At 70.6% G+C, this 22,786-nt stretch carries 23 protein-coding genes; 17 read left to right on the top strand and 6 right to left on the bottom strand.

All coding sequences use genetic code 11. The features are described from left to right. Positions 1-101 precede the first annotated feature (101 nt). The 3 genes from QCZ28_RS09375 to QCZ28_RS09365 all read left to right on the top strand — a co-directional run bounded on the left by QCZ28_RS09375 (position 102) and on the right by QCZ28_RS09365 (position 1,958). Positions 102-305, top strand: coding sequence for a hypothetical protein (locus QCZ28_RS09375; protein ID WP_279516215.1), 204 nt, complete (start codon positions 102-104; stop codon positions 303-305). 138 nt (positions 306-443) lie between these two features. Continuing rightward, complete coding sequence (locus QCZ28_RS09370; RefSeq protein ID WP_279516214.1) at positions 444-1,187, top strand: neutral zinc metallopeptidase; 744 nt, start codon at positions 444-446, stop codon at positions 1,185-1,187. 120 nt (positions 1,188-1,307) lie between these two features. Next, positions 1,308-1,958, top strand: coding sequence for an HAD family phosphatase (locus QCZ28_RS09365; protein WP_279516393.1), 651 nt, complete (start codon positions 1,308-1,310; stop codon positions 1,956-1,958). Positions 1,959-2,004: 46 nt separating this feature from the next. Here QCZ28_RS09365 and QCZ28_RS09360 read toward each other — a convergent pair whose 3' ends face one another. The 4 genes from QCZ28_RS09360 to QCZ28_RS09345 form a co-directional block, all read right to left on the bottom strand. Further along, complete coding sequence (locus QCZ28_RS09360; protein WP_279516213.1) at positions 2,005-4,560, bottom strand: ABC transporter permease; 2,556 nt, start codon at positions 4,558-4,560, stop codon at positions 2,005-2,007. Beyond that, a complete protein-coding gene (locus tag QCZ28_RS09355) occupies positions 4,560-5,327 on the bottom strand; it encodes an ABC transporter ATP-binding protein (RefSeq protein ID WP_279516212.1) in 768 nt (255 codons plus the stop codon). Before QCZ28_RS09355 ends, QCZ28_RS09360 begins: the two co-directional genes overlap by 1 nt. Before the next feature lie 357 nt (positions 5,328-5,684). Beyond that, positions 5,685-6,371, bottom strand: coding sequence for a response regulator transcription factor (locus QCZ28_RS09350; RefSeq protein ID WP_279516211.1), 687 nt, complete (start codon positions 6,369-6,371; stop codon positions 5,685-5,687). Positions 6,372-6,626: 255 nt separating this feature from the next. Next, positions 6,627-7,541: a PD-(D/E)XK nuclease family protein gene (locus QCZ28_RS09345; RefSeq protein ID WP_112670789.1), complete on the bottom strand. Its 915-nt coding sequence runs from the start codon at positions 7,539-7,541 to the stop codon at positions 6,627-6,629. A 77-nt stretch (positions 7,542-7,618) separates the two neighbouring features. Here QCZ28_RS09345 and QCZ28_RS09340 point away from each other — a divergent pair, with 77 nt between their 5' ends. Genes QCZ28_RS09340 through QCZ28_RS09330 form a run of 3 tightly spaced genes read left to right on the top strand, consistent with a single transcriptional unit; the run spans position 7,619 to position 10,390 of the window. Continuing rightward, positions 7,619-8,773 carry a site-2 protease family protein gene (locus QCZ28_RS09340; protein ID WP_279516210.1) on the top strand — a complete coding sequence of 385 codons (1,155 nt, stop codon included), beginning with the start codon at positions 7,619-7,621 and terminating at the stop codon, positions 8,771-8,773. A gap of 44 nt (positions 8,774-8,817) precedes the next feature. Then, the gene (locus QCZ28_RS09335; protein ID WP_279516392.1) at positions 8,818-9,771 is read left to right on the top strand and encodes a tRNA (adenine-N1)-methyltransferase; all 954 of its coding nucleotides are present in this window, start codon (positions 8,818-8,820) and stop codon (positions 9,769-9,771) included. A 46-nt stretch (positions 9,772-9,817) separates the two neighbouring features. Beyond that, positions 9,818-10,390 carry a hypothetical protein gene (locus QCZ28_RS09330; RefSeq protein WP_030332883.1) on the top strand — a complete coding sequence of 191 codons (573 nt, stop codon included), beginning with the start codon at positions 9,818-9,820 and terminating at the stop codon, positions 10,388-10,390. A gap of 50 nt (positions 10,391-10,440) precedes the next feature. On the opposite strand, the gene QCZ28_RS09325 is transcribed toward QCZ28_RS09330, so the two are convergent. Further along, on the bottom strand, positions 10,441-10,734 hold the full coding sequence (locus tag QCZ28_RS09325; protein WP_279516391.1) for a ferredoxin: 294 nt from the start codon (positions 10,732-10,734) through the stop codon (positions 10,441-10,443). A gap of 178 nt (positions 10,735-10,912) precedes the next feature. Here QCZ28_RS09325 and arc point away from each other — a divergent pair, with 178 nt between their 5' ends. Further along, positions 10,913-12,697, top strand: a complete 1,785-nt coding sequence (arc, locus tag QCZ28_RS09320; RefSeq protein WP_030332887.1) for a proteasome ATPase — start codon at positions 10,913-10,915, stop codon at positions 12,695-12,697. A gap of 80 nt (positions 12,698-12,777) precedes the next feature. Here arc and QCZ28_RS09315 read toward each other — a convergent pair whose 3' ends face one another. Further along, positions 12,778-13,140, bottom strand: coding sequence for a GtrA family protein (locus tag QCZ28_RS09315; RefSeq protein WP_167337305.1), 363 nt, complete (start codon positions 13,138-13,140; stop codon positions 12,778-12,780). Between the two features lie 159 nt (positions 13,141-13,299). Here QCZ28_RS09315 and QCZ28_RS09310 point away from each other — a divergent pair, with 159 nt between their 5' ends. The 10 genes from QCZ28_RS09310 (at position 13,300) to prcA (ending at position 22,734) form a co-directional block, all read left to right on the top strand. After that, positions 13,300-13,833, top strand: a complete 534-nt coding sequence (locus tag QCZ28_RS09310) for an acyltransferase (protein ID WP_279516390.1) — start codon at positions 13,300-13,302, stop codon at positions 13,831-13,833. Positions 13,834-13,852: 19 nt separating this feature from the next. Continuing rightward, entirely contained in the window at positions 13,853-14,953 is a 1,101-nt protein-coding gene (locus QCZ28_RS09305) for a DegT/DnrJ/EryC1/StrS family aminotransferase (RefSeq protein WP_279516209.1), read from the top strand. After that, entirely contained in the window at positions 14,946-15,893 is a 948-nt protein-coding gene (locus QCZ28_RS09300) for a Gfo/Idh/MocA family oxidoreductase (protein ID WP_279516208.1), read from the top strand. Before QCZ28_RS09305 ends, QCZ28_RS09300 begins: the two co-directional genes overlap by 8 nt. Positions 15,894-15,895: 2 nt before the next feature. Next, positions 15,896-16,828 (top strand): glycosyltransferase family 2 protein, encoded by a 933-nt coding sequence (locus tag QCZ28_RS09295; protein WP_279516207.1) that lies wholly within the window; start codon positions 15,896-15,898, stop codon positions 16,826-16,828. Positions 16,829-16,885: 57 nt separating this feature from the next. After that, positions 16,886-18,433, top strand: coding sequence for a DUF2142 domain-containing protein (locus tag QCZ28_RS09290; protein WP_279516206.1), 1,548 nt, complete (start codon positions 16,886-16,888; stop codon positions 18,431-18,433). A 141-nt stretch (positions 18,434-18,574) separates the two neighbouring features. Then, entirely contained in the window at positions 18,575-20,092 is a 1,518-nt protein-coding gene (gene dop, locus QCZ28_RS09285) for a depupylase/deamidase Dop (RefSeq protein WP_347815097.1), read from the top strand. Between the two features lie 104 nt (positions 20,093-20,196). Further along, complete coding sequence (locus QCZ28_RS09280) at positions 20,197-20,412, top strand: ubiquitin-like protein Pup (RefSeq protein ID WP_030332902.1); 216 nt, start codon at positions 20,197-20,199, stop codon at positions 20,410-20,412. 6 nt (positions 20,413-20,418) lie between these two features. After that, a complete protein-coding gene (locus tag QCZ28_RS09275; RefSeq protein ID WP_279516205.1) occupies positions 20,419-21,090 on the top strand; it encodes an endonuclease VII domain-containing protein in 672 nt (223 codons plus the stop codon). Then, entirely contained in the window at positions 21,009-21,848 is an 840-nt protein-coding gene (prcB, locus tag QCZ28_RS09270; RefSeq protein WP_030332906.1) for a proteasome subunit beta, read from the top strand. Before QCZ28_RS09275 ends, prcB begins: the two co-directional genes overlap by 82 nt. A 64-nt stretch (positions 21,849-21,912) precedes the next feature. Next, positions 21,913-22,734, top strand: a complete 822-nt coding sequence (prcA, locus tag QCZ28_RS09265; RefSeq protein WP_279516204.1) for a proteasome subunit alpha — start codon at positions 21,913-21,915, stop codon at positions 22,732-22,734. Positions 22,735-22,786: the final 52 nt, after the last annotated feature.

The following is a 22,786-nucleotide window of genomic DNA, read 5'->3' as shown; positions in this document are numbered from 1 at the left end:
GGTGATCGAGAAGTTTGCGTCACGACATGCCGGGCGGGCTGACGCCAACCTCTTGATCACCAGGGAACGAGGGGGTGGTGGGTGGGGATTAGGTTGGTGGAATGACGGTGGTGTGGGTGGTGGCGGGGGCTTTTGTGGTGGTGGCGGGGGCGGCCTGGGTGGCGGTCGTTCGGCGGGGGCGGGTGGACGTCGGGGACGACCCGGCGGCGGGGCGGGAGGCCCGGGGTCGGCAGCACCGGTACGAGGCCGAACGGCACGGTGACCAGGGTGACACCTGGCAGCGCGGGCGGGAGGCGAGCGGCTGACCGATCCTCCCGACCGTCCGCCACGGCGACGCCCGGCGTGAACCGTTTGAGCGCGGTCTGCGTGAATGCGGTGGTGGGCGTGACGGCCGTATCGTCGGGGTACATCGCAGCCCGAGCACAGATGTCTGGGGAGGCACAGTGGCGGCACGGTTCGGACGCGACGCGCGGGGCCCGTTGGCGGGCCTGCTGATCGCCGCACTGGTCTCACTCGCCTGCGCCGGCGGCGGGCTGGTCGAGCCGGAGGCCGAGCGCCCCGGGGCGAAGCCGCCGGCCGCCTCCCCGGGCCCGAGCACCACCCGGGCCGACAGCACCACCAGCGTCGCCGAGTTCGAACAGGACGTCGCCGACGCGCAGGCGGTCGCCGAGCGGTACTGGGCGGCCCAGTTCAAGGAATCGGGGCGGCAGTTCCGACCGATCCGGCAGATCATTCCGTACCAGCGCGACGGCGAGGTGTCCTGCGGTGGGCAGCGGCTGCCCCGCAACAACGCGGTCTACTGCTCGCGGGGCGACTTCATCGCCTACGACGTCGCCTGGTCGGTGGCGGCGTTCCGCCAGGTCGGCGACGCGTTCGTCTTCTACCTGCTCGGGCACGAGTACGCGCACGCCATCCAGGTGCGGCTGGGCATCAACTACAGCTTCACCATCCAGCAGGAACTGCAGGCCGACTGCATGGCCGGGGCGTACCTCGGCGACTCGGTGCGCTCGGATGCCCTGACCCTCGCCGAGGGCGACCTGGACGAGTTCCGCGAAGGGCTGGCGGCGGTCGGCGACGACCCCGACCAGCCGTGGTTCGCCGAGGGCGCGCACGGCACCGCCGAGCAGCGCACCGACTCGTTCTTCCGTGGCTACGAGGGCTCCCTGAAGGAGTGCGACCTGGGCTGACTGGGTTGCCCGGGTCACTCCGGCGCCCGTTGCCGCCATCGCAAAGGCGCGGTGCTGGCAGGATCGCCGGTGTCGCCCACGACCCTGGAGGCTCCGCTGAGCAGCACCTACCCCGCCGCCGTGCTCTTCGACATGGACGGCACGCTGGTCGACAGCGAGAAGCTGTGGGACGTCGCGTTGCAGGAACTCGCGAAGGAGTACGGCGGGGAGCTCTCCGTCGACGCCCGCCAGTCGATCGTCGGCACCGCCATGGCCGAGTCGATGCGCATCCTGCACGACGACCTGGGCCAGCCCGAACGGGATCCGGAGATCAGCGCGGCGTGGATCAACGCCCGGATCCTGGAGCTGTTCCGCACCGGCCTGCCCTGGCAGCCCGGCGCGTTCGAGCTGGTGCACGCGGTCCGCGCGGCGGGAATCCCCACCGCGCTGGTCACCTCCAGCCCTCGGGCGCTGGTCGAGATCGCCCTGGACACCCTCGGCCGCGACAACTTCGACACGGTGGTCGCCGGCGACGAGGTGGTAGCCGCCAAGCCGCACCCCGAGCCCTACCTGACCGCGGCCCGGCTGCTGGGTGTGCCGATCGGGCGGTGCGTGGCGATCGAGGACTCACCGACCGGGGTGGCCAGCGCGGTCGCCTCCGGCGCGGCGGTGCTGGCCGTACCGGCGGAGGTGGCGTTGCCGAGCACTGTCGGCGTACGCCAGGTGGAGAGCCTGACCGGCGTGGACCTGGCGTTTCTCGCGGCCCTGCTGGCCGACCGGGCCGCAGCCTGACGCACGAAGGGGCCCCCGCGGTGCGGGAGCCCCTTCGACTGCGGCGTCAGTCGTGGGCGATGGCGCCCAGCACGTTGATCCGGGCCGCCCGGACGGCCGGGAGCACCGCGGCCACCACGCCGATGATGGCGGCGAGACCGAGGAACACCCCCATCTGCCCCCAGGGCAGGATCAGGTCGGTGATGCCCTCGTCCTTGAGCGCCTCGACCACCGCGGCGCCGAGACCGGTGCCCACCACCACGCCGAGCAGCGCGCCGAACACCGAGATCACCACCGCCTCCACGGTGATCATCCCCATGGTCTGGGACCGGCGCAGGCCGATCGCCCGCAGCAGACCCAACTCGCGGGTCCGCTCCAGCACCGACAGGGCCAGGGTGTTGATGATGCCCAGCACGGCGATCACGATGGCCAGCGCGAGCAGGATCTGGATCATCGTGAGCAACCCGTCGAGCGAACTCGTCTGCTGCTTGATGAACGCGTCCCGGTCGGCCACCGACACCTCGGGGCTGTCCACGAGCAACGCCTCGACCTGCGGTTGCACGTCGGAGACCCGGGTGCCCGGTGCCAGCTGGATGAAGCCCTGGATGGGCTGCGGGATGGCGAAGTTCTTCGCCGCCGCCGGCGGCAGCGTCACCGGGTTGGTCAGCTGCGACGACTCGTAGATGCCGCTGACCGTGTAGGTGCGGGCCTCGCCCCGGGTCAGCTGCACCGTCACCGTCGAGCCGACCGACCAGCCACGGGAGGTGGCCGTGTCCGAGCTGGCCAACATCTGCGTCGGCCCGATCCGGTCGATGTCGCCGGCGGTCGGCTTCGCCCCGAAGATCTGCCGCAGCGACGCCGGGTCGCTGCTCGCCGCCACCCAGGTGCTCTCCCCGTCGATCTTCGCCATGTCGCCGTACTCGCCGTCGACCAGCTGCACACCGGGCAGGGCCTTGGCCTGGTCCAGCACCCCCGGGTCGAACGACGGCGGACGCGGACCGCCCTGCACGCCGGCGATCACCAGCTCGGCCTTGATGGTGTCCTGGGCGAGCGCGCTGATGCTGCCCTTGGCCGAGTCGAGGATGACAGTGACGCCGGTGACCAGCGCGATGCCGACCATCAGCGCGGCGGCGGTGATCGCCGTGCGGCGCGGGTTGCGCCCGGAGTTGAGCCGGCCCAGCTTGCCCGGCACCGACCAGGAGAAGATCGCGCCGAGCAGGCTCACCACCGGCCGGCTGATCAGCGGGGTCAGCAGCGCCACCCCGATGAAGGCGAACAGCACCCCACCGAGGATCGTGGACAGCGTCTGACCGCCGGCGTTGCCGCTGAGCCCGAGGAACAGCAGCACCGCGCCGACGCCGGTGACCAGCGATCCGGCCACGGTGACCTTGGTCAACGGCCGGTCCGGGGTGGCCACGTCCTGCATGGCCGCGATCGGCGGGATCCGCGACGCCCGCAGCGCCGGCAGCAGCGCCGCCACCACGGTGATCACCAGACCGACGGCGAACGCACCGATCACCGCCGCCGCCGGCACGCCGATCCCGGCCAGGGCCAGCCCACCGGCGAACTTGCCGAACAGGAACGCCAGCAGCGCGCCCACCCCGATGCCGGCCGCCAGGCCGAGCACCGACGCGATCAACCCCACCGCGATGGCCTCCAGCACCACCGAACCGATGATCTGCCGCCCGCTGGCCCCGATGGCGCGCATCAGCGCCAACTCCCGGGTCCGCTGCGCCACGATGATCGAGAACGTGTTGAGGATCAGGAAGGTGCCCACCAGCAGCGCCACCGCGGCGAAACCGAGCAGGATCTTGTTGAAGAAGGACAGGCCCTCCTTCAGACCACCCGCGGCGTCTGCGGCCAACTGCTCGCCGGTCTTCACCTCGAAGTCCGCCCCGAGGGCACGGCTCACGTCGTCGCGCAGCGTCTCGTCGGAGACCCCACCGGCCGCGCGTACGGTGATGTTGCTGAACACATCCGGCTCGCCGAGCATCAGCCGCTGCGCCACCGGCGTGGTGAAGAAGACCTCGTTGGCGCCACCGATCGAGTCCCGGTCACCGCTGTAACCGACGACACCGACCAGGGTGAAGTCCCGCTTCTTCGACTCGAACGCGGTGAGCACGCCGACCTTCTGGCCGACCTGCACCTTCGCGGCCGTGGCCAACGCCTTGTTGATGACGATCTCGCCCTCGGCCTGCGGCGCGCGCCCCTCACGCAGCCGCAGCAGCTCGCCCTCGCCGGTCCAGTTCTCGCCCAACTGCGGCGGACCGAACGAGGTCACCACCTTGCCGTTGCTGCCGATGATCCGGGCGCCGTCGGCGGCGACGACACCGGTAGCCGACGCCACCCCCGGCACCTGCGTGACCCGGTCCACCACGGCGGCGGGCAGCGCGGCGGCGGTCTGCTCACCCTCCATTTCGTTGACCTGCACCTTCGGCTTCGCCGCGACGTTCACGTCGACGTCCGAGTAGGCGTCGGCGAAGATCGAGTCGAAGGAGCGACCCAGCGTGTCGGTGAGCACGAACGCGCCGGAGACGAACATCACCCCGAGCACCACCGCCAGGCCGGACAGGATCAGCCGGACCTTGCGGGCCAGCAGACTCTTCAGCGTCGCGCGGAACATCAGTTGCCCACCTCGGCCGGAGTGTCCAGCTTCTTCATGGTGTCCAGCACCGTCTCGGCGGTCGGCTCGATCAGCTCCGAGACGATCTCACCGTCGGCGAGGAAGACCACCCGGTCGGCGTACGCGGCGGCCGTCGGGTCGTGGGTGACCATCACGATGGTCTGGCCGTGCTCGCGCACGGAGTTGCGCAGGAAGCTGAGCACCTCCGCGCCGGAGCGCGAGTCCAGGTTGCCGGTCGGTTCGTCCGCGAAGATCACCTCAGGGCGGGAGACCAGCGCCCGCGCGCACGCCACCCGCTGCTGCTGTCCACCGGAGAGCTGCGACGGCCGGTGGTCCAGCCGGTCCTTCAGACCCACCGTCTCGATCACCGTGTCGTACCAGGCCGGATCCGGCTTACGCCCGGCGATCGACAACGGCAGCAGGATGTTCTCCTTGGCGGTCAGCGTCGGCAGCAGGTTGAACTGCTGGAAGATGAAGCCCACCTTGTCGCGCCGCAGCTTCGTCAGGCCCGCGTCGCCCAGCCCGGTGACAGTCGTCTCGCCGATCGCCACCGTCCCCCGGGTCACCGAGTCCAGACCGGCCAGGCAGTGCATCAGCGTCGACTTGCCGGAACCCGACGGGCCCATGATCGCGGTGAAGCGGCCACGTTCGAACTCGGCGCTGACCCCCCGCAGCGCGATGACCTGAGCCTCGCCGCTGCCGTACACCTTCCACACGTCGTTCGCCCGGGCCGCGGCCTGCGCCTGCTGGCCTACCGTCGCGGTCACGTCATCTACCTCTTCCGTCTGTCCGAAAACGCACGCCGCCCCCCGATGGTCCGGCGCGACTGTTCAATCATCGGTGCTGTCCTCGCCCGTACCGTCCGACCCTGGGGGGACCCGGTGCGGATTTCCCGCTGCGGGTGCACCCCCATGTCGGATCAGGGTTGCCCCTGACATGACGACCGGCAGACCGTTTTTCCCCACCCCCGGCGGGCGGCAGCACCAACACTTCCGCCTGACGCCACAGGAGGGTCAACCGAACCGGGCCGTCTCCGGTCACGGTAGGTGACGGCGGCAACGCCAGCCGTCCCCCCACGGAGGGATCTTCGAGTACGCCAGGTGAGGTAGCCGGGCCGGTGCCGGCTACGCCCGGGGGCGGACCAGCCCCGACTCGTACGCCAGCACCACCGCCTGCACCCGGTCGCGCAGCCGCAGCTTGGTCAGCACGTGCCCGACGTGGGTCTTTATGGTGGTCTCGCTCACCGACAGGACCCTCGCGATCTCGGCGTTGGACAACCCCCGGGCGACCTGCACGAGCACCTCACGCTCCCGGTCGGTGAGCGCGTCGAGCGCCGCCGACGGCGTCACCGCCGGGTCGGGCAGCAACTCCGCGAAGCGGTCCAGCAGACGCCGCAGAATCCGAGGCGCCACCACCGCGTCGCCCCCGGCGACAGTGCGGATCGCCGAGATCAGATCCTCCGCCGGCACGTCCTTGGCCAGGAACCCGCTGGCACCGGCCCGCAACGCGCCCACCACGTACTCGTCCAGGTCGAAGGTCGTCAGCACCAGCACCCGTACCGGCAGTCGGGCGTCGACGATCGCCCGGGTCGCCGCCACCCCGTCCATCCGGGGCATCCGGATGTCCATCAGCACGACGTCCGGCAGCAGCCGGCGCGACAACTCCACCGCCTCCACCCCGTCACCGGCCTCGGCCACCACGTCGAGGTCGCTCTCGGCGCCCAGCACCATCCGGAACCCGGTCCGCAGCAGCGGCTGGTCGTCGGCGAGCAGGATCCGCACCGGCCGCGCGGAGGGTGCCCGATCGCTCATCTCGTCTCCTGTCCCGCCGGCCCCGTGGCGCGCACCGGTCATCCTCGCCCACCGGAACCGGTGCGTCGCGGATCACCGTAGAGGCCGGCCGGTCGCCCTGTCCCGACCGATGCGGCGCCGTTGCGGTCGGGTCACCGGCGTCGGGCGCGCCCCGGGGTCGACCGGCGACGCCGCGCCGGGGCAGGCGCGTCGGTCAGCGGGCGGTGCCGGTGCCCAGGTCGAGCAGCCGGTCGGCGGCTCGCCCACGGGGCAGCGTCACTCGTCGGCGCCCGGCGCCACCGGGGTGGACCGGGAGTCGCGCAGCGGGTCGGCGCTCGCGGCAGCGACCGGGAACGGTGGCGGGGTGCCGCCGAAGCTGGGACACAGCGCCTGGTGGCTGCACCAGTCGCAGAGCCGGCTCGGCCGGGGCCGGAAATCCTGCCGGGCGGTGGCCTGCTCGATCGCCCGCCACAGCGCCACCACCGTGCGTTCGAAGCGGACCAGCTCGTCGGCGTCCGGGGTGTAGTCCAACACCTCGGCGTCGCGCAGGTAGAGCAGGCGCAGCACCCGGGGCACCACCCCCCGGGTGCGCCACAGCACCAGGGCGTAGAACTTCAGCTGGAACAGCGCCCGCGCCTCGAACGCCTCCCGTGGGGCGCCACCGGTCTTGTAGTCGACCACCCGCAGCGCGCCGTCCGGGGCGACGTCGAGCCGGTCGAGGTAGCCCCGGATCAGCAGCTCCTCGTCGACCACCGCGGAGATCAGGCTCTCGCGTTCGGCCGGCTCCAGCCGGGTCGGGTCCTCCACCGCGAAGTAACCCTGCAACAGCCCGGCCGCGGAGCGGAGGAACTCCACCGGGCCGGCTGGCTCCGCGCCGTCGAAGATCCCGGCCAGCTCCGGCTGCTCGGTGACCAGTCGGTCCCACTGGGGGGCCACCAGGTCACCGGCCGCCTCCGGCGTGCGGCCGGTGGCGGGCAGGTCGAACAGGCGCTCCAGCACCGCGTGCACCAGCGTGCCCCGGGCCTGCTCGATGGTGGTGCGCTCGGGCAGCCGGTCGATGCTGCGGAACCGGTAGAGCAGCGGGCAGGTCTTGAAATCCGCCGCCCGCGACGGCGACAGCGAGGCCCGCACCGTCGGCGGCGCCTGCGCCGCGGGAGAGGGCTGGGGGGTGGTGACCGATTCCGCCGTCATGTCGGCAAAGGTTAGGGCACCGGTGTGACACCGACCGCCGCCCGCCCCGCACAGCGGCGGTCCGTAGCATCGTGGCGATGGAGCAGACAACCCGGCCGCCGCGCCGACCGGACCGGCGTCTCGGCCTGAACGTCGGACGGGTGTTCGGGGTGCCGTTGCACCTCAACGGCTCGATGGTCCTGCTCGCGGTGCTCATCGCGGTGCTGTACGGCGAGTTCGCCCGCCGGCAACTGGGCCTGCCGCAGCTCAGCGGCTACCTGATCGGCTTCGGGTTCGTCGTGTCGCTGCTCGGTTCGGTGCTGCTGCACGAGCTGGGCCACGCCCTCACCGCCCGCCGGTACGGCATCGGTGTGCGCGGGATCACCCTGGAGCTGCTCGGCGGCTACACCGAGATGGACCGGGACGCCCCGTCGCCCCGCGTCGACCTGCTGGTCTCGCTGGCCGGCCCGGCCGTCTCCGCGGTGCTCGGCGTCCTGGCTGTCGCCGCCACCCTCGCCCTGCCCGAGGGGACAGTGGCCCACCAGCTCGCCTTCCAGCTCGCGGTCAGCAACGTCATCGTGGCGCTGTTCAACAGCCTGCCCGGGCTGCCGCTGGACGGCGGCCGGGCGCTGCGCGCCGCCGTGTGGATGCTGACCCGCGACCGGCACCTCGGCACCGAGGTCGCCGGGTGGGCCGGCCGGATCGTCGCCGTCGGCACCGCGGCCCTGGTGCTGCTGTTCACCGTCGAGCGGCGGCTGGCGCCGCTGGCGCTGCCGCTGATGCTGCTGGTCGCCGTCACCCTCTGGCGCGGCGCCGGGCAGTCGATCCGGGCCGCCCGGGTCAGCCGCCGGTTCCCGCTGATCGACCTCGCCCGGCTGGCCCGCCCGGTCTGGCCGGTGGCCACCGGCACACCGCTGGCCGAGGCCGAGCGCAGGCGCGCCGAGAGCGGGCAGCCGACCGCCGCGCTGCTGGTCACCGACTCCACCGGTCGACCGGTGGCGCTGGTTGACCCGACCGCCGCAAACGCGGTGCCGGTCGAGCGCCGACCGTGGCTGGCGGTGGACGCCGTCGCCCGGTCGCTGGGCACACTTCCCACGTTGTCGCTCGGGTGGGACGGCGAGCGGGTGATGGAGGCCGTACAGACCCACCCGGGCGCGCAGTACGTGGTGACGTCAGGCGAAGATGTCGTCGGCATTCTGCACATCGGGGACCTGGCACAGCTCCTCGAACCCAACCGGAAGATGACACCGTGACCGCAACTCCCTCCACCGTCGCCGCCGACGCCGCCACCCCGGCGCTGACACCCGTGCACCGCGGGCCGTTCCGGCCCGGCGACCGGGTCCAGCTGACCGACCCCAAGGGGCGGATGCACACCGTGACGCTGGAGCCCGGCAAGGAGTTCCACACCCACCGCGGCATCCTGGCGCACGACGCGCTGATCGGGCTCCCCGACGGCAGCGTGGTGACCACCTCCGGCGGTGGCACCGCGTTCCTGGCCCTGCGGCCGCTCCTGTCGGACTACGTGCTGTCCATGCCGCGCGGCGCCCAGGTGATCTACCCGAAGGACTCGGCGCAGATCGTCGCGATGGGCGACATCTTCCCCGGTGCGAAGGTCCTGGAGGCCGGCGCCGGCTCCGGCGCGCTGAGCTGCTCCCTGCTGCGCGCCGTCGGCACCGAGGGCGAGCTGCACTCGTTCGAGCTGCGCGACGACTTCGCCCAGATCGCCAAGCGCAACGTCGAGGCGTTCTTCAACGGGCCGCACCCCTCGTGGCACCTGCACGTCGGCGACGTCGCGCAGTGCCAGGAGACCGGCTTCGACCGGATCATCCTGGACATGCTGACCCCCTGGGAGACCCTCGACATGGTCGAGCGGGCGCTGGTGCCCGGCGGGGTGTTCATCGGCTACGTCGCCACCACACCGCAGCTCTCCGAGCTGGTGGAGGCGCTGCGCGAGCGCGGCGGCTGGACCGAGCCACGGGCCTGGGAGTCCCTGGTGCGCGACTGGCACGCCGAGGGCCTCGCCGTCCGCCCCGACCACCGGATGATCGCGCACACCGCCTTCCTGGTGTCCGCGCGCAAGCTGGCCCCGGGGGTCACCGCGCCGCCGCGTCGCCGCAAACCCAGCAAGGGCACCGAGGCGTACGCGCAGCGCCGCCAGGACCTGCGCGAGGCGGAGGCGGCCCGACAGGCCGCCGCCGCGCAGGCCGCGGGGGCCCAGGCCAACGGTACGGGGGAGATGGACAGGCCGTGACCATGGAGCTGGGTGTCGGCAGCGCCGAGCAGGGGGAGACGCTGGCATGAGCCGACCGGGCTACGGCGGTGGAGACCTCCCCGCGGTCTTTCCCGACTGGTCGCCCTACCAGGACCTGGAGTCCGCGGCGCGGGCCTACCTGCGGGACCCGGACGTCGCCCTGGAGGCGCTCGGAGGCGTGCTGCGCGGCGCGTCGGTGCTCGGCTTCACCCTGGAACGTTTCGTCAACGAGGTCAACGGGGTGTGGCAGGAGGTCGTGGTCTGTGACGGCAGCCGGCTCATCCTCTGGCACGGCGAGGACGTGCCGCCGGAGGAGGGCCCACCCGGCTCGATGACCTCGTCGCTGCGGGTGGTGCCGGTCTCCACCGTCACCGAGGTGGGCTGCCGGCGACGGCTCAACCGTTCCGACAGCGGCGAGATCCGGGTCGACAGCATCGACGTCTACCTGCTGCTCACCTCGTTGGACGAGGCGCCACCGAGCGAGGAGATGGCCGGCACGCCCCGGCACGACGCGCTGCGGTTCGGCAAGACCCTCGACGACGGCGGGGCCGGGCAGATCGCCCGGTTGGAGGAGTTCGCGCGGTTGGTCGCCTCGGTGGTCGGCCGGCCGATGCTCTGAGGCGTACCCCCGTTCTGGACCCGGCCGGGCCGCGCGGCCCGGCCGGTGGGTCAGTCGTCCTCGGCCTCCGGGCCGGCGACCTCGACGCCGTCGCCGCGCACCACGTGGATGCAGTCGCCCGGGCACTCCTTCGCCGAGTCGATCACCTCGAGTCGCAGGTGCGCGGGGACGTCGACCCGGCTGCCCGGCGCCATCCGCAGCTCACCGTCGGCGCCCTTGACGTAGGCCAGGCCGTCGATGTCGAACTCGAAGACCTCCGGCGCGTACTGCACGCAGAGCCCGTCGCCGGTGCAGAGATCCTGGTCGACCCAGACCTGCAACTCGTCGGTCGCGACCTCGGCCACCGGTGCACCCCCCATGTTCTCCCGTCCCACGCTCCGACGGTACCCGAACGCCGGTAACCGCCCGTCAGGCCACCCTTGGCGATCAAGGTTCGGTGACGAGGGTGTTGCGTGGGACCGAATCGGCCTCATAGCGGCTAGTGTTAGGGCAGAACGTTCAAGCCCCCCGGGGAGGTGGGACGTGGCAGCACGTAGCGACGACGCGGACTCGCGCGCCGCACGGTGGGAGAAGGAAGCCCACGATCTCTCCACGCAGGTCGCGTTCCTTCAGGAGGAACTCGCCCTGGTGCGGCGCAAGTTGACCGAAAGCCCCCGACACGTCCGGCAGCTCGAAGAGCGGCTGGCGGCCACCCAGGCCCAGTTGGCGCGGCTGACCGAGAACAACGATCGGCTGGTGAGCACCCTCAAGGAGGCTCGCACGCAGATCGTGACGCTCAAGGAGGAGATCGACCGGCTCGCGCAACCGCCGAGCGGTTACGGAGTCTTCCTGGCCAAGCACGAGGACGGCACGGTGGACGTCTTCACCGGTGGCCGGAAACTACGGGTCGCGGTCTCGCCCTCGCTCGACGTGGGTGATCTGCGGCGCGGCCAGGAGGTCCTGCTCAACGACGCGCTCAACATCGTCGACGCGTTCGGCTACGAGCGGGTCGGCGAGGTGGTGATGCTCAAGGAGATCCTGGAGGGACCGAACGGCGGGCCGGGCGACCGGGCGCTGGTGGTCTCCCACTCCGACGAGGAGCGCATCGTGCACCTCGCCGAGACGCTCATCGGCTCGGCGATCCGGGCCGGCGACTCGCTCATGATCGAGCCCCGCTCGGCGTACGCGTACGAGCGGATCCCGAAGAGCGAGGTCGAGGAGCTGGTCCTGGAGGAGGTGCCCGACGTCGACTACGGCGACATCGGTGGCCTCCAGTCGCAGATCGAGCAGATCCGCGACGCGGTGGAGTTGCCGTTCCTGCACGCGGACCTGTTCCGTGAGCACCAGCTCCGCCCGCCCAAGGGCATCCTGCTCTACGGCCCGCCCGGCTGCGGCAAGACGCTCATCGCCAAGGCGGTGGCCAACTCGCTGGCCAAGAAGATCGCTGAGCGCCAGGGCAAGGAGAAGCACACCAGCTTCTTCCTCAACATCAAGGGTCCCGAGCTGCTCAACAAGTACGTCGGCGAGACCGAGCGGCACATCCGGCTGATCTTCCAGCGGGCCCGGGAGAAGGCCGGCGAGGGCACGCCGGTGATCGTGTTCTTCGACGAGATGGACTCGATCTTCCGGACCCGTGGCTCCGGTGTCTCCTCCGACGTGGAGAACACCATCGTCCCGCAGTTGCTCAGCGAGATCGACGGCGTGGAGGGCCTGGAGAACGTCATCGTCATCGGCGCCTCCAACCGGGAAGACATGATCGACCCGGCGATCCTGCGCCCCGGTCGGCTCGACGTGAAAATCAAGATCGAGCGACCGGACGCCGAAGCGGCCAAGGACATCTTCTCGAAGTACATCCTCTCCGGGCTGCCCCTGCACCCGGACGACCTGGCCGAACACGGCACCGACCCCCAGGCCACCGTCGCGGCGATGATCGACGCCGTGGTGCTGCGGATGTACTCCGAAACCGAGGAGAACCGCTTCCTCGAGGTCACCTACGCCAACGGTGACAAGGAGGTCCTCTACTTCAAGGACTTCAACTCCGGCGCGATGATCCAGAACATCGTCGACCGGAGCAAGAAGATGGCCATCAAGGAGTTCCTCACCTCGGGCCGCAAGGGGCTGCGCCTGCAGCACCTGCTCGACGCCTGCGTCGACGAGTTCCGCGAGAACGAGGATCTCCCCAACACCACCAACCCCGACGACTGGGCCCGCATCTCCGGCAAGAAGGGCGAGCGGATCGTCTACATCCGCACGCTCGTCTCCGGCGGCAAGGGCGCCGAGGCCGGCCGGTCCATCGAGACCGCCAGCAACACCGGCCAGTACCTGTAGCACCAGCGTTCAACCGGGGCGACGCGTCGACACGCGTCGCCCCGGTTGCCGTTGTGCACCCGGCGGCGGACCGCCGCGCGTCAGCGCTGACCGTCGGTGAAGATCCACCTGCGGGAGACGAAGAGGTTCAACACCGCCAGGCCGCCGGTGGTGAGCACCTTCGCGACCAGATACGGCAGGCCGGCCCAGGTCAGCCCCTGCACGAGGGCGACAGTGAGCGCCAGATTGACCAGCACCAGCAGCAGATACCGCCACGCCTGACCGCCGACGTCGCCGGTCGAGCCGAACGACCAGGCCCGGTTCAGCCCGAAGTTGACCACGAACGCCACGGCGAACGCGAGCACCGTGGCGAACGGAAGCCACACCCCCAGCACCCCGTGGAACAGGTAGAGCGCACTGGTGTCGGTGATCGCGCTGAGCCCGCCGACGATCAGAAAACGCACCTCGCTGCGGCGTGTCAGACCTGCGATCGTCGCCGAGGCCGCCGCCCTCATCGCTGACCCTCGGATGCGGACCCGCCATGTGTCGTCACGGTGGAGCACGCTATCGTCTCCCCGTCCCGCGATCGCCCCGAGACCCCCCGAAGGTGTGCAGTGACCGACATGCCGAGTGTCTCCATCCACCCGACAGCCGAGGTGGAGGCCGGGGCCGAGGTCGGAGCCGGGACTCGGATCTGGCATCTGACGCACGTCCGGTCGACCGCTCGCATCGGTGCCGGCTGCACCCTCGGACGCAACGTGTTCGTCGACGCCGGAGTCACCATCGGTGACCGCGTCAAGGTGCAGAACAACGTCTCCGTCTACCACGGTGTCACGCTCGAGGACGAGGTGTTCGTCGGCCCGAGCGCCGTCTTCACCAACGACCTCAACCCGCGGGCGCAGAACCCGGACTGGAAGGTCACGCCGACACTGGTCCGCACGGGGGCCTCCATCGGCGCCAACGCCACGATCGTCTGCGGCACCGAGATCGGGGAGTACGCCCTGGTGGCCGCGGGCGCCGTCGTCACCCGGGACGTGCAGCCGCACCAACTCGTGGCCGGCAACCCGGCCCGGCACCTCGGCTGGGTCAACCGCAACGGCGAGGTGGTCGCCCGCGGCGACGAGCAGTTGCCCGCCGGCGTCCTCGAAGAGCGCTGAACCTCACAGGAGACCCCTCATGTCTATTCCCATCACGTCGGTGGTCATCGGCCCCGAGGAAGAGGCCGCGGTCCTGTCGGTTCTGCGCTCCGGCAGGCTGGCGCAGGGCCCGATGGTCGCCGAACTGGAGCGGTCCTTCGCGGAGCTGTGCGGTGTGCCGCACGCCGTGGCCGTCAGCAACGGCACCGTCGCCCTGGTCGCCGCTCTCGAAGCGCTCGGTCTGCGGCCCGGCGACGAGGTGATCACCACCCCCTTCAGCTTCGCGGCGACCCTGAACGCGATCCTCGAGTCAGGGGCGACGGTCCGCTTCGCCGACATCCGCGACGACTTCACCATCGACCCGGAATCGGTCAAGGCGCTGGTCAACGAACGGACCAAGGCCATCCTGCCGGTGCACCTCTACGGGCTGCCCGCCGACATGACGACCCTCACCGCGATCGCCGACACCGCCGGGCTCGCGATCGTCGAGGACGCCGCCCAGGCGCACGGCGCCCGTGTCGGTGACCGGGCGGTCGGCTCGTTCGGCGTCGGCTGCTTCTCCATGTACGCCACGAAGAACCTGCAGTGCGGCGAAGGTGGCCTGATCACCACCTCCGACGACGCCATCGCCGACCGGCTGCGGCTGCTGCGCAACCAGGGCATGCGGGTGCGGTACCAGTACGAGGCGCCGGGCCACAACTGGCGACTGACCGACCTGCAGGCCGCCATCGCCGTGCCGCAGGTCGGCCGGCTGGCCGAGACCACCGCCCGGCGGGCCGAGAACGCCGCGAAGCTGACCGCCGGCCTCGCCGACCTGCCCGGTCTGACCACCCCGTCGGTACCGGCGGGACGCAGCCACGTCTGGCACCAGTACACGGTGCGAATCGGCGCCGACGCGCCACTGAGCCGCGACGACCTCGGCAAGCGGCTCGACGAGCGGCAGATCGGCTACGGTCTGTACTACCCCCGCCTCATGCACCACTACGACTGCTACGTGGGTCACCCGCAGATCGGCACGGACGACACCCCTCGTGCCCTGCGCGCCGCCGAGGAGGCGCTCTCCCTTCCTGTCCACCAGCACCTGGCCAACGACGACGTCGACCAGGTGATCGAGGCCGTACGAGGTGCGTTCAATGCCTAATTTGGCGATCATCGGCGCGGGCATCATGGGCGCGAACCACGGCCGGGTGGCGCTCTCCACGCCGGACGTCACCGTCACCTCCGTCTGCGACCCCGACCCCCAGCGGGCCGCCACCCTGGCCAAGGCCATCGGCGCGCAGTACACGACCGACCTCGACGAGGCGCTGGCCGGCGTGGACGCCGTCGTCCTGGCGACCCCGAGCGAGACGCACGGTGAGTTGGGCGCACGCATCCTGCGCAGCGGCCGGGACCTGCTCGTCGAGAAGCCGATCGCGACGTCCGTCGCCGACGCGCGGAGCCTCATCGACCTCGCCGAGAAGCACGACCGCGTGCTGATGGTCGGCCACGTCGAGCGCTTCAACCCGGCGGTGACAGAACTCCTTCAACTGGTGGACGACCCGCTGTCGTTGGAGATCACCCGGGTCGGCCCGTTCTCCAACCGGGCCCTCGCCGACGTCCTGCTGGACCTGATGATCCACGACGTCGACCTGGCCCGCACGGTGGCCGGCTCGGAGATCGTCGCGCACCGCGCGGCGACCCGGATCGTCCGCTCCGCCGAGCAGGACCTGGCGTTCGCCCTGCTCATGTTCGAAAACGGCATGATCGCCAACATCACCGCGAGCCGGGTCAGCCAGAACAAGATCCGCCGCGTCACCCTCACCCAGCGCAACGACTGCGTCATCGCCGACCTGCTGCGCCAGCAGGTCGAGGTGCACCGCATCGAACACTCCGAGTTCCTCTCCGAGGGTGGCGTGCGCTACCGGCAGAGCGGCCGCGTCGAGATCCCCTTCCTGTCCCAGCACGGCGAACCGCTGATGCACGAGCTGCGGCACTTCGCCGACTGTGTCGTCAACCGCCGCCGCCCGGTGGTCAGCGGCGAAGACGGCCTCGCCGCCCTCGAGGTGTGCCTGCAGATCCGCGACACCGCCCTGGTCGGCTGAGCATGTACAAGGGTCAGAAGATCGCCGCCGTCGTCCCGGCATACAACGAGAGCCGGCTGATCGGCAAGACGATCACCACGATGCCCGACTTCGTGGACTTCATCGTGGTCATCAACGACTGCTCCACCGACGACACCTCCGCGCGTGCCCGCGCGGTGGGCGACCCACGGGTCGTCGTCATCGACCACGAGAAGAACACCGGCGTCGGCGGTTCGATCATGGACGGGCACGAGCGGGCCCTCCTCCTGGGCGCCGACATCAACGTCGTGATGGCCGGTGACGCCCAGATGGACCCGGCCTACCTGCCGGCGCTGCTCGACCCGATCTGCGACGACGGCTACGAGTTCACCAAGGCCAACCGCTTCTTCTCCCGCACGTCGTTCGCCGACATGCCGGCCGTACGGATGCTGGGCAGCGTCGCCCTGTCGTTCGCGACCAAGGTCGCCAGCGGCTACTGGAACCTCTTCGACCCGCAGAACGGCTACACCGCGGTCTCCCGGTCGGCCCTGCTGCGGCTCAACGTCGCCGCCGTGGCCCGCGGCTACGAATTCGAGAACGACCTCCTCATCTGGCTCAACATCGCCAACGCCCGAGCCAAGGACGTACCGGTCCCTGCCAGCTACGGCGAGGAGGTGTCGACGATGCGCATCCACAAGGTCGCCCCCCGCATCGCCAGCCTCCTCTTCCGCGGCTTCTGGCGGCGGATGCTGCTCAAGCACGTCCTCGCCTCGTTCTCCGCCGTCGCGCTGCTCTTCTTCACCGGCCTGTTCCTCATCCTGTTCGGCACCGGCTGGGGGATCTGGGTACTGGCCGAGACGCTCGGCCCACCCGTCGCCACCACCGGCAGCGTCCTGCTCTGCGTCGGGCCGCTGCTGACCGGCATCCACATGCTGATCTCCGCGCTCACCCTCGACATCCAGTCGACGCCGGACTGACCGGTACCGGGCCCTGATCCGTCCCACGCCCCCTGAAAGGCAGCGCAGAGAACCGCGATGACCGAACAACCTGCGGCCGGCGACGGCGCCGTCGCCGGCACCCGCCGGGTCTGGATCCTGGCCTTCGTCGGCTTCCTGCTGACCATCGGGGCCTGGTCTCTCGCCGCCCCCTACGACGGCACACCGGACGAGCGGGAACACATGATCCGCGCCGCCGGAGTGGCGGCGGGCGAGATCGCCCCGCCGCCGGCCGACGCCAAGAAGGGCTCAGGGGCCTTCCAGGACGTCCCCGCCGGCCTGGTCAGAGAACAGTGCTGGCAGTTCAAGCCGGCCGTCTCCGCCGCCTGCGCGGTCCCACCGGGCAGCGACGACACCCCCGTACGCGCCGGCACCGGCGCCGGTCGCTACCACCCCGTCTACTACGCCCTGGTCGGCTGGCCACTCGACCTCTGGCCGGGCTGGTCCGGAGTGCTGCTCGCCCGGTTCATCAGCGCCGGCATCGCCGCGGCGCTGCTCGCCAGCGCGTTCGTCGTGGCGGTGACCTGGTCCCGCCGCCGTCTGATGATCGCCGGTCTGCTGGTCGCCGTCACCCCGATGGCCGCCCAGATGGCCAGCGCCGTCAACCCCAACGGCGTGGAGATCGCCGCCGGCGTGGCGTTCTTCGCCGCGACGATCCCGCTGTTCCTGGACCGCCGACCCAAACCGCACCACGGGCTCCTCATCCTCGCGGGCATCAGCGGGCTGCTGCTGGCCATGCTGCGGCAGACCGGGCCCCTCTGGCTGGCCGCCGCGTTCGTCGCCTTCGCCTTCCCCTGGCGGCAGAGCAACGTCGGCCGGCTGGTGCGCGAGAAGGCCGTCTGGTGGTGGGTGGGCGGCATCGCCGTGGCAGCCGTCACCGCGCTCGGCTGGGGCGTCGTGATGAAAACCTCCGACCTCGGCAAGTACGGCGGCCACGTCTACACCTACGGCCAGGCCGCCCTCGCCGAAACCGACCGGTGGCGCGGCTACCTCGACCAGATGGTCGGCGTGACCTCGTGGCTGGACACCCGAATGCCCGCGCCGATCTACCTGACCTGGCAGTTCGTCGCCGCGACACTACTGATCGGCGCGTTCGTCTTCGGCCGGCTGGTCGACCGGTGGCGACTGCTCGTCCTGATCGTCGCCGGCACCGTGGTGCCGTCCGTGATGCAGGTGGCACTGGTCAAGCAGACCGGGTTCGTCACCCAGGGCCGCTACATGCTGCCGATGCTCGCCGGGGTGATGCTCTTCGCCGCGTACGTCTGGGAGGAACGCGGCCTCGACGCCACCCGCAGCCGGACCCTGGTCCGAATCAGCGTCATCCTGCTCCTGCCGATCCACCTCTTCGTCCTCATCCTGACGATGGTGCGGTGGCAGGACGGGCTGCCCAAATACCTGACCTTCCGCACCTTCAACCCCTTCGCCGGCGACTGGCACCCCCCGCTCGGGTCGATCACGCCCCTGCTGGCGAGCGTGCTCGGGCTGACACTGCTCGGCGTCCTCGCCTGGCGGGTCTCGATGCGCCCCCTCGACGAGCCCGACGAGACGGCGTCAGCGATCTCCGAGCCGGCCCTGGATCCTCGCTGACCGGCCGACCGGCCGACCACGCCCGGTGCGGGCGTTGCTGTCGGATTCGGACTAGGCTGGAGCGCAGGGCCGATCGAGCGGTAACGCGCCGGCCGGCCGGGGCGTGGACCGGTACGTCAGCGAGCTGAAGCGGGGCGCGGCATGAGCGTACGGCGAATCATGGGCACCGAGGTCGAGTACGGCATCTCCGTGCCCGGACAGGCCGGAGCCAACCCGATGGTCACCTCGTCGCAGGTGGTCAACGCCTACGGGGCCCGCCCGGAACTCAACCGGGGCGGTCGGGCCCGGTGGGACTACGAGGAAGAGTCGCCGCTGCGCGACGCCCGCGGCTTCACCTACTCCGGCGCCGCGTACGACCCCGCCGAGGCCCTCGCCGACGAAGACCTCGGCCTGGCCAACGTGATACTCACCAACGGCGCCCGGCTCTACGTGGACCACGCCCACCCCGAATACTCCACCCCGGAGGTCACCACCCCCCGCGACATCGTGCGCTGGGACAAGGCCGGCGAGCGGGTGATGGCCGAGGCATCCCGCCGGGCCGCCACCATCCCGGGCACCCAACCGATCCACCTCTACAAGAACAACACCGACAACAAGGGCGCCAGCTACGGCGCCCACGAGAACTACCTGATGCGCCGGCAGACGCCGTTCGCCGACATCGTGGCGTACCTGACGCCGTTCTTCGTCACCCGCCAGATCGTCTGCGGCGCCGGCCGCGTCGGCATCGGCCAGGACGGCGGCCAGAGCGGCTTCCAGATCTCCCAGCGCGCCGACTTCTTCGAGGTCGAGGTGGGCCTGGAAACCACCCTCAAGCGGCCGATCATCAACACCCGCGACGAGCCGCACGCCGACGCCGACAAGTACCGCCGGCTGCACGTCATCATCGGCGACGCCAACCTCTCCGAGATCTCCACCTACCTCAAGGTCGGCACCACCGCCCTGATCCTCACCATGATCGAGGAGAAGGCGCTCGGCGCCGACCTCGGCATCGCCGACCCGGTCAGTGAGCTGCGTGCCGTCAGCCACGACCCCTCCCTGACGCACCGCATGCGGCTGCGCGACGGCCGCCGGCTCACCGCGCTGGACCTGCAGTGGGCCTACCTGGAGCGGGCCCGGTCCTTTGTCGAGGACCGGTACGGCACCGACGTCGACGAGCAGACCGTCGACGTGCTCGACCGCTGGGAGAGCGTCCTGGACCGGCTGGGCCGGGACCCGATGCTCTGCGCCGACGAGTTGGACTGGGTGGCCAAACTGCGGCTGCTGGAGGGCTACCGGGAGCGGGAGAAGCTCGGTTGGGGCTCGCACAAGCTCCAGCTCGTCGACCTGCAATACTCCGACGTCCGGCCGGAGAAGGGCCTCTACCACCGCCTGGTCAGCCGGGGGGCGATGAAGACGCTGCTCACCGACGACGAGACCCGTACCGCGATGACCGAGCCCCCGGAGGACACCCGGGCCTACTTCCGTGGTCGCTGCCTCGCCCAGTACGCCTCCGAGGTGGTTGCCGCGAGCTGGGACTCAGTGATCTTCGACGTGGGCCGGGAGTCGCTCGTCCGGGTGCCGATGATGGAGCCGGAGCGGGGCACCCGCGCGCACGTCGGTGCGCTGTTCGACCGCTGCGCCAGCGCCAAGGACCTGCTGGAGACGTTGACCGGGGGCTGATTCCGGATTCGTCCGCCCGTCGTGTGCCGTAAGCCGGCGCGCGGCGGGCTTTTCGTCGCCCGCGCGAGGTAAGTTCATCGCAGACGATCGTGGAGGAGGCAGCAGTGGCCACTCATGACAGCGGCGGCCAGTCGCAGTCCGGCAAGTCCCGTCAGGGCGAGGAAATCGAGGACGTCACCACCGAGGCCAACCCCGAGGTGGCCGAGCGGCACGCCGAGATCACCGAGGACGTCGACGACCTTCTCGACGAGATCGACTCCGTCCTCGAAGAAAATGCAGAAGAATTCGTGAGGGGTTACGTCCAGAAAGGGGGTCAATAGAGGTAAATGTCCGATTTGACCGAGCCGCCGGGCAAGGCATGCCCGCAGTGCAAGAGAGTGCTGGCCTACAGCGAGTTCCACCGTGATCGGCGCCGGGTGGACGGCTTGGCCTTCTACTGCAAGGCGTGCGCCAATGCTCGGTCCGAGGCGAGCCGCCGCAAGCGGGGCATCGGCCCGCAGAAGAGGTCGCCGACGCCCGTTGGTGAGGGTCTCAAGTGGTGTCCGGACTGCGAGCAGATCAAGCCGCTCGACGAGTTCCCCATCACCACGACCAAGGCCAGTGGTCGGTACAGCTACTGCAAGCCCTGCCACAATGCCCGCGGTAAGGAGACGGCGCAGCGGCTGTACGGCGGCAACCGCGAGTACCACCTGCGGCGGAGGTACGGCGTGGGGGAGAAGGAGTTTCAGGAGATCCTGGCCGAGCAGGGCGGGGTCTGCGCGATCTGTGGCGGCGCCGACCCGCAACATCTGGACCACGATCATCGCACCGGATGGGTGCGCGGGATACTCTGCTTCAACTGCAACGGTGGTCTTGGCCAGTTCCGTGACAGTCCCATGAGGCTGGCCAGGGCGATCACGTACCTGAGAGGAACCACGTGGCAGCGGGCTTTGATCCATCCGGGCGTCTACCAGATGTGTTCACCAACGCGGGGACGTCCTCCTTCACGACGTTTCTGAGTCGGGTGGCCCCCGAGATGCTGCCCGGTCGGCGACCGCTGCCGCCGGGCATGGCCGCCGACCTGGCGCCGCACGCGACCACCATCGTCGCCATCGCGGCCGCCGAGGGTGTGGTGATGGCGGGCGACCGACGGGCCACCATGGGCAACCTGATCGCCCAGCGTGACATCGAGAAGGTGCACCCGGCCGACGCGTACTCGCTGGTCGGCATCGCGGGCACCGCCGGCATCGGCATCGAGCTGATGCGACTGTTCCAGGTGGAGCTGGAGCACTACGAGAAGATCGAGGGCGCGATGCTCTCGTTGGACGGTAAGGCCAACCGGTTGGCCTCGATGATCCGGGGCAATCTGGGTGCGGCCATGCAGGGGCTGGCCGTGGTGCCGCTCTTCGCCGGGTTCGACCTGGCCGCCGCCGACCCGGCGCGGGCCGGTCGGATCTTCAGCTTCGACGTGACCGGTGGCCCGTACGAGGAGACCGGCTACGACGCGATCGGGTCCGGGTCGTTGTTCGCCAAGTCCGCGTTGAAGAAGCGGTTCCGGGCCGGGTTGTCTGTCGAGGACGCGACGCGGCTGGCGGTCGAGGCGCTCTACGACGCGGCCGATGACGACACCGCGACCGGTGGGCCCGACCTGACCCGGCGGATCTACCCCGTGGTGATGACCGCGACTGCCGAGGGCACCTACCGGCTCACCGATGCCGAGACGGCGACGATCGCCGAGGGCGTGGTCGCCGGCCGGATGGAAAATCCGGGCGGCTAGGCCAGCCCGCCCACCCCCACCTGCCAGCAGTCGTCAGCACAGCCCCGTTAGGAGAACCGCCGCCGTGGCCATGCAGTTCTACGCCTCGCCCGAACAGATCATGCGTGACCGCTCGGAGCTGGCCCGTAAGGGCATTGCTCGCGGGCGCAGCGCCGTGGTCCTGAGCTACTCCGGCGGGGTGCTCTTCGTCGCGGAGAACCTCTCCAGCGCCCTGCACAAGGTCAGTGAGATCTACGACCGGATCGGCTTCGCCGCGGTCGGCCGGTACAACGAGTTCGAGAACCTGCGGCGGGCCGGCGTGCGGATGGCCGACCTGAACGGGCTCAGCTACGACCGCCGGGACGTCACCGGTCGCGCTCTGGCCAACGCGTTCGCGCAGACCCTTGGTGCGATCTTCACCGAGCAGTCGAAGCCGTTCGAGGTGGAGATCTGTGTGGCGGAGGTCGGGACCACCCCCGCCGATGACGAGTTGTACCGGCTCACCTACGACGGTTCGGTCAATGACGAGCCGGGGCGGATGGCGATGGGTGGTCAGGCTGAGGCCATCACCGGTGTGTTGAAGTCCAACCACCGGCCGGACATGTCGCTCGGTGAGGCGGTGAAGGTCGCGGTGCAGGCGCTCAGCAGCGTCGGTGGGGAGGGCGGCGCCGCTCGGACGATCGCCGCGAACCAGCTCGAGGTGGCGGTGCTGGACCGTCAGCGGGTCGGCCGGACGTTCCGGCGGATCACCGGGGCCGCGCTGACCGCGTTGCTGGACGGGAAGGCGGCACCGCCGGCGAGTGACCTGCCGGAGACGCCGAGCGTGCCGACCGGGGAGGCGGGCAAGCCGACCAGTTCGGCGGGCTCCGCCGACCTGGAGGATCGGCCGGGGCAGGCCGGCAGTTGATCGTGTGCGAAGAAGCGCCGGGGTCCGCTGAGCGGGCCCCGGCGCTGTCGTG

It is taken from the genome of Micromonospora sp. DH14 (genome assembly GCF_029809455.1).
Classification (GTDB): domain Bacteria; phylum Actinomycetota; class Actinomycetes; order Mycobacteriales; family Micromonosporaceae; genus Micromonospora; species Micromonospora parva.
This window is presented reverse-complemented; position numbering and strand designations above follow the sequence as displayed.

What these genes read in the sequence shown, in the direction of transcription:
- QCZ28_RS09375 (WP_279516215.1), top strand. Translation starts at nt 102, where the DNA reads ATGACGGTGGTGTGGGTGGTGGCGGGGGCTTTTGTGGTGGTGGCGGGG.
- QCZ28_RS09360 (WP_279516213.1), bottom strand. Translation starts at nt 4,560, where the DNA reads ATGTTCCGCGCGACGCTGAAGAGTCTGCTGGCCCGCAAGGTCCGGCTG.
- QCZ28_RS09350 (WP_279516211.1), bottom strand. Translation starts at nt 6,371, where the DNA reads ATGAGCGATCGGGCACCCTCCGCGCGGCCGGTGCGGATCCTGCTCGCC.
- QCZ28_RS09345 (WP_112670789.1), bottom strand. Translation starts at nt 7,541, where the DNA reads ATGACGGCGGAATCGGTCACCACCCCCCAGCCCTCTCCCGCGGCGCAG.
- QCZ28_RS09340 (WP_279516210.1), top strand. Translation starts at nt 7,619, where the DNA reads ATGGAGCAGACAACCCGGCCGCCGCGCCGACCGGACCGGCGTCTCGGC.
- QCZ28_RS09330 (WP_030332883.1), top strand. Translation starts at nt 9,818, where the DNA reads ATGAGCCGACCGGGCTACGGCGGTGGAGACCTCCCCGCGGTCTTTCCC.
- QCZ28_RS09310 (WP_279516390.1), top strand. Translation starts at nt 13,300, where the DNA reads ATGCCGAGTGTCTCCATCCACCCGACAGCCGAGGTGGAGGCCGGGGCC.
- QCZ28_RS09305 (WP_279516209.1), top strand. Translation starts at nt 13,853, where the DNA reads ATGTCTATTCCCATCACGTCGGTGGTCATCGGCCCCGAGGAAGAGGCC.
- QCZ28_RS09300 (WP_279516208.1), top strand. Translation starts at nt 14,946, where the DNA reads ATGCCTAATTTGGCGATCATCGGCGCGGGCATCATGGGCGCGAACCAC.
- QCZ28_RS09295 (WP_279516207.1), top strand. Translation starts at nt 15,896, where the DNA reads ATGTACAAGGGTCAGAAGATCGCCGCCGTCGTCCCGGCATACAACGAG.
- QCZ28_RS09290 (WP_279516206.1), top strand. Translation starts at nt 16,886, where the DNA reads ATGACCGAACAACCTGCGGCCGGCGACGGCGCCGTCGCCGGCACCCGC.
- dop (WP_347815097.1), top strand. Translation starts at nt 18,575, where the DNA reads ATGAGCGTACGGCGAATCATGGGCACCGAGGTCGAGTACGGCATCTCC.
- QCZ28_RS09275 (WP_279516205.1), top strand. Translation starts at nt 20,419, where the DNA reads ATGTCCGATTTGACCGAGCCGCCGGGCAAGGCATGCCCGCAGTGCAAG.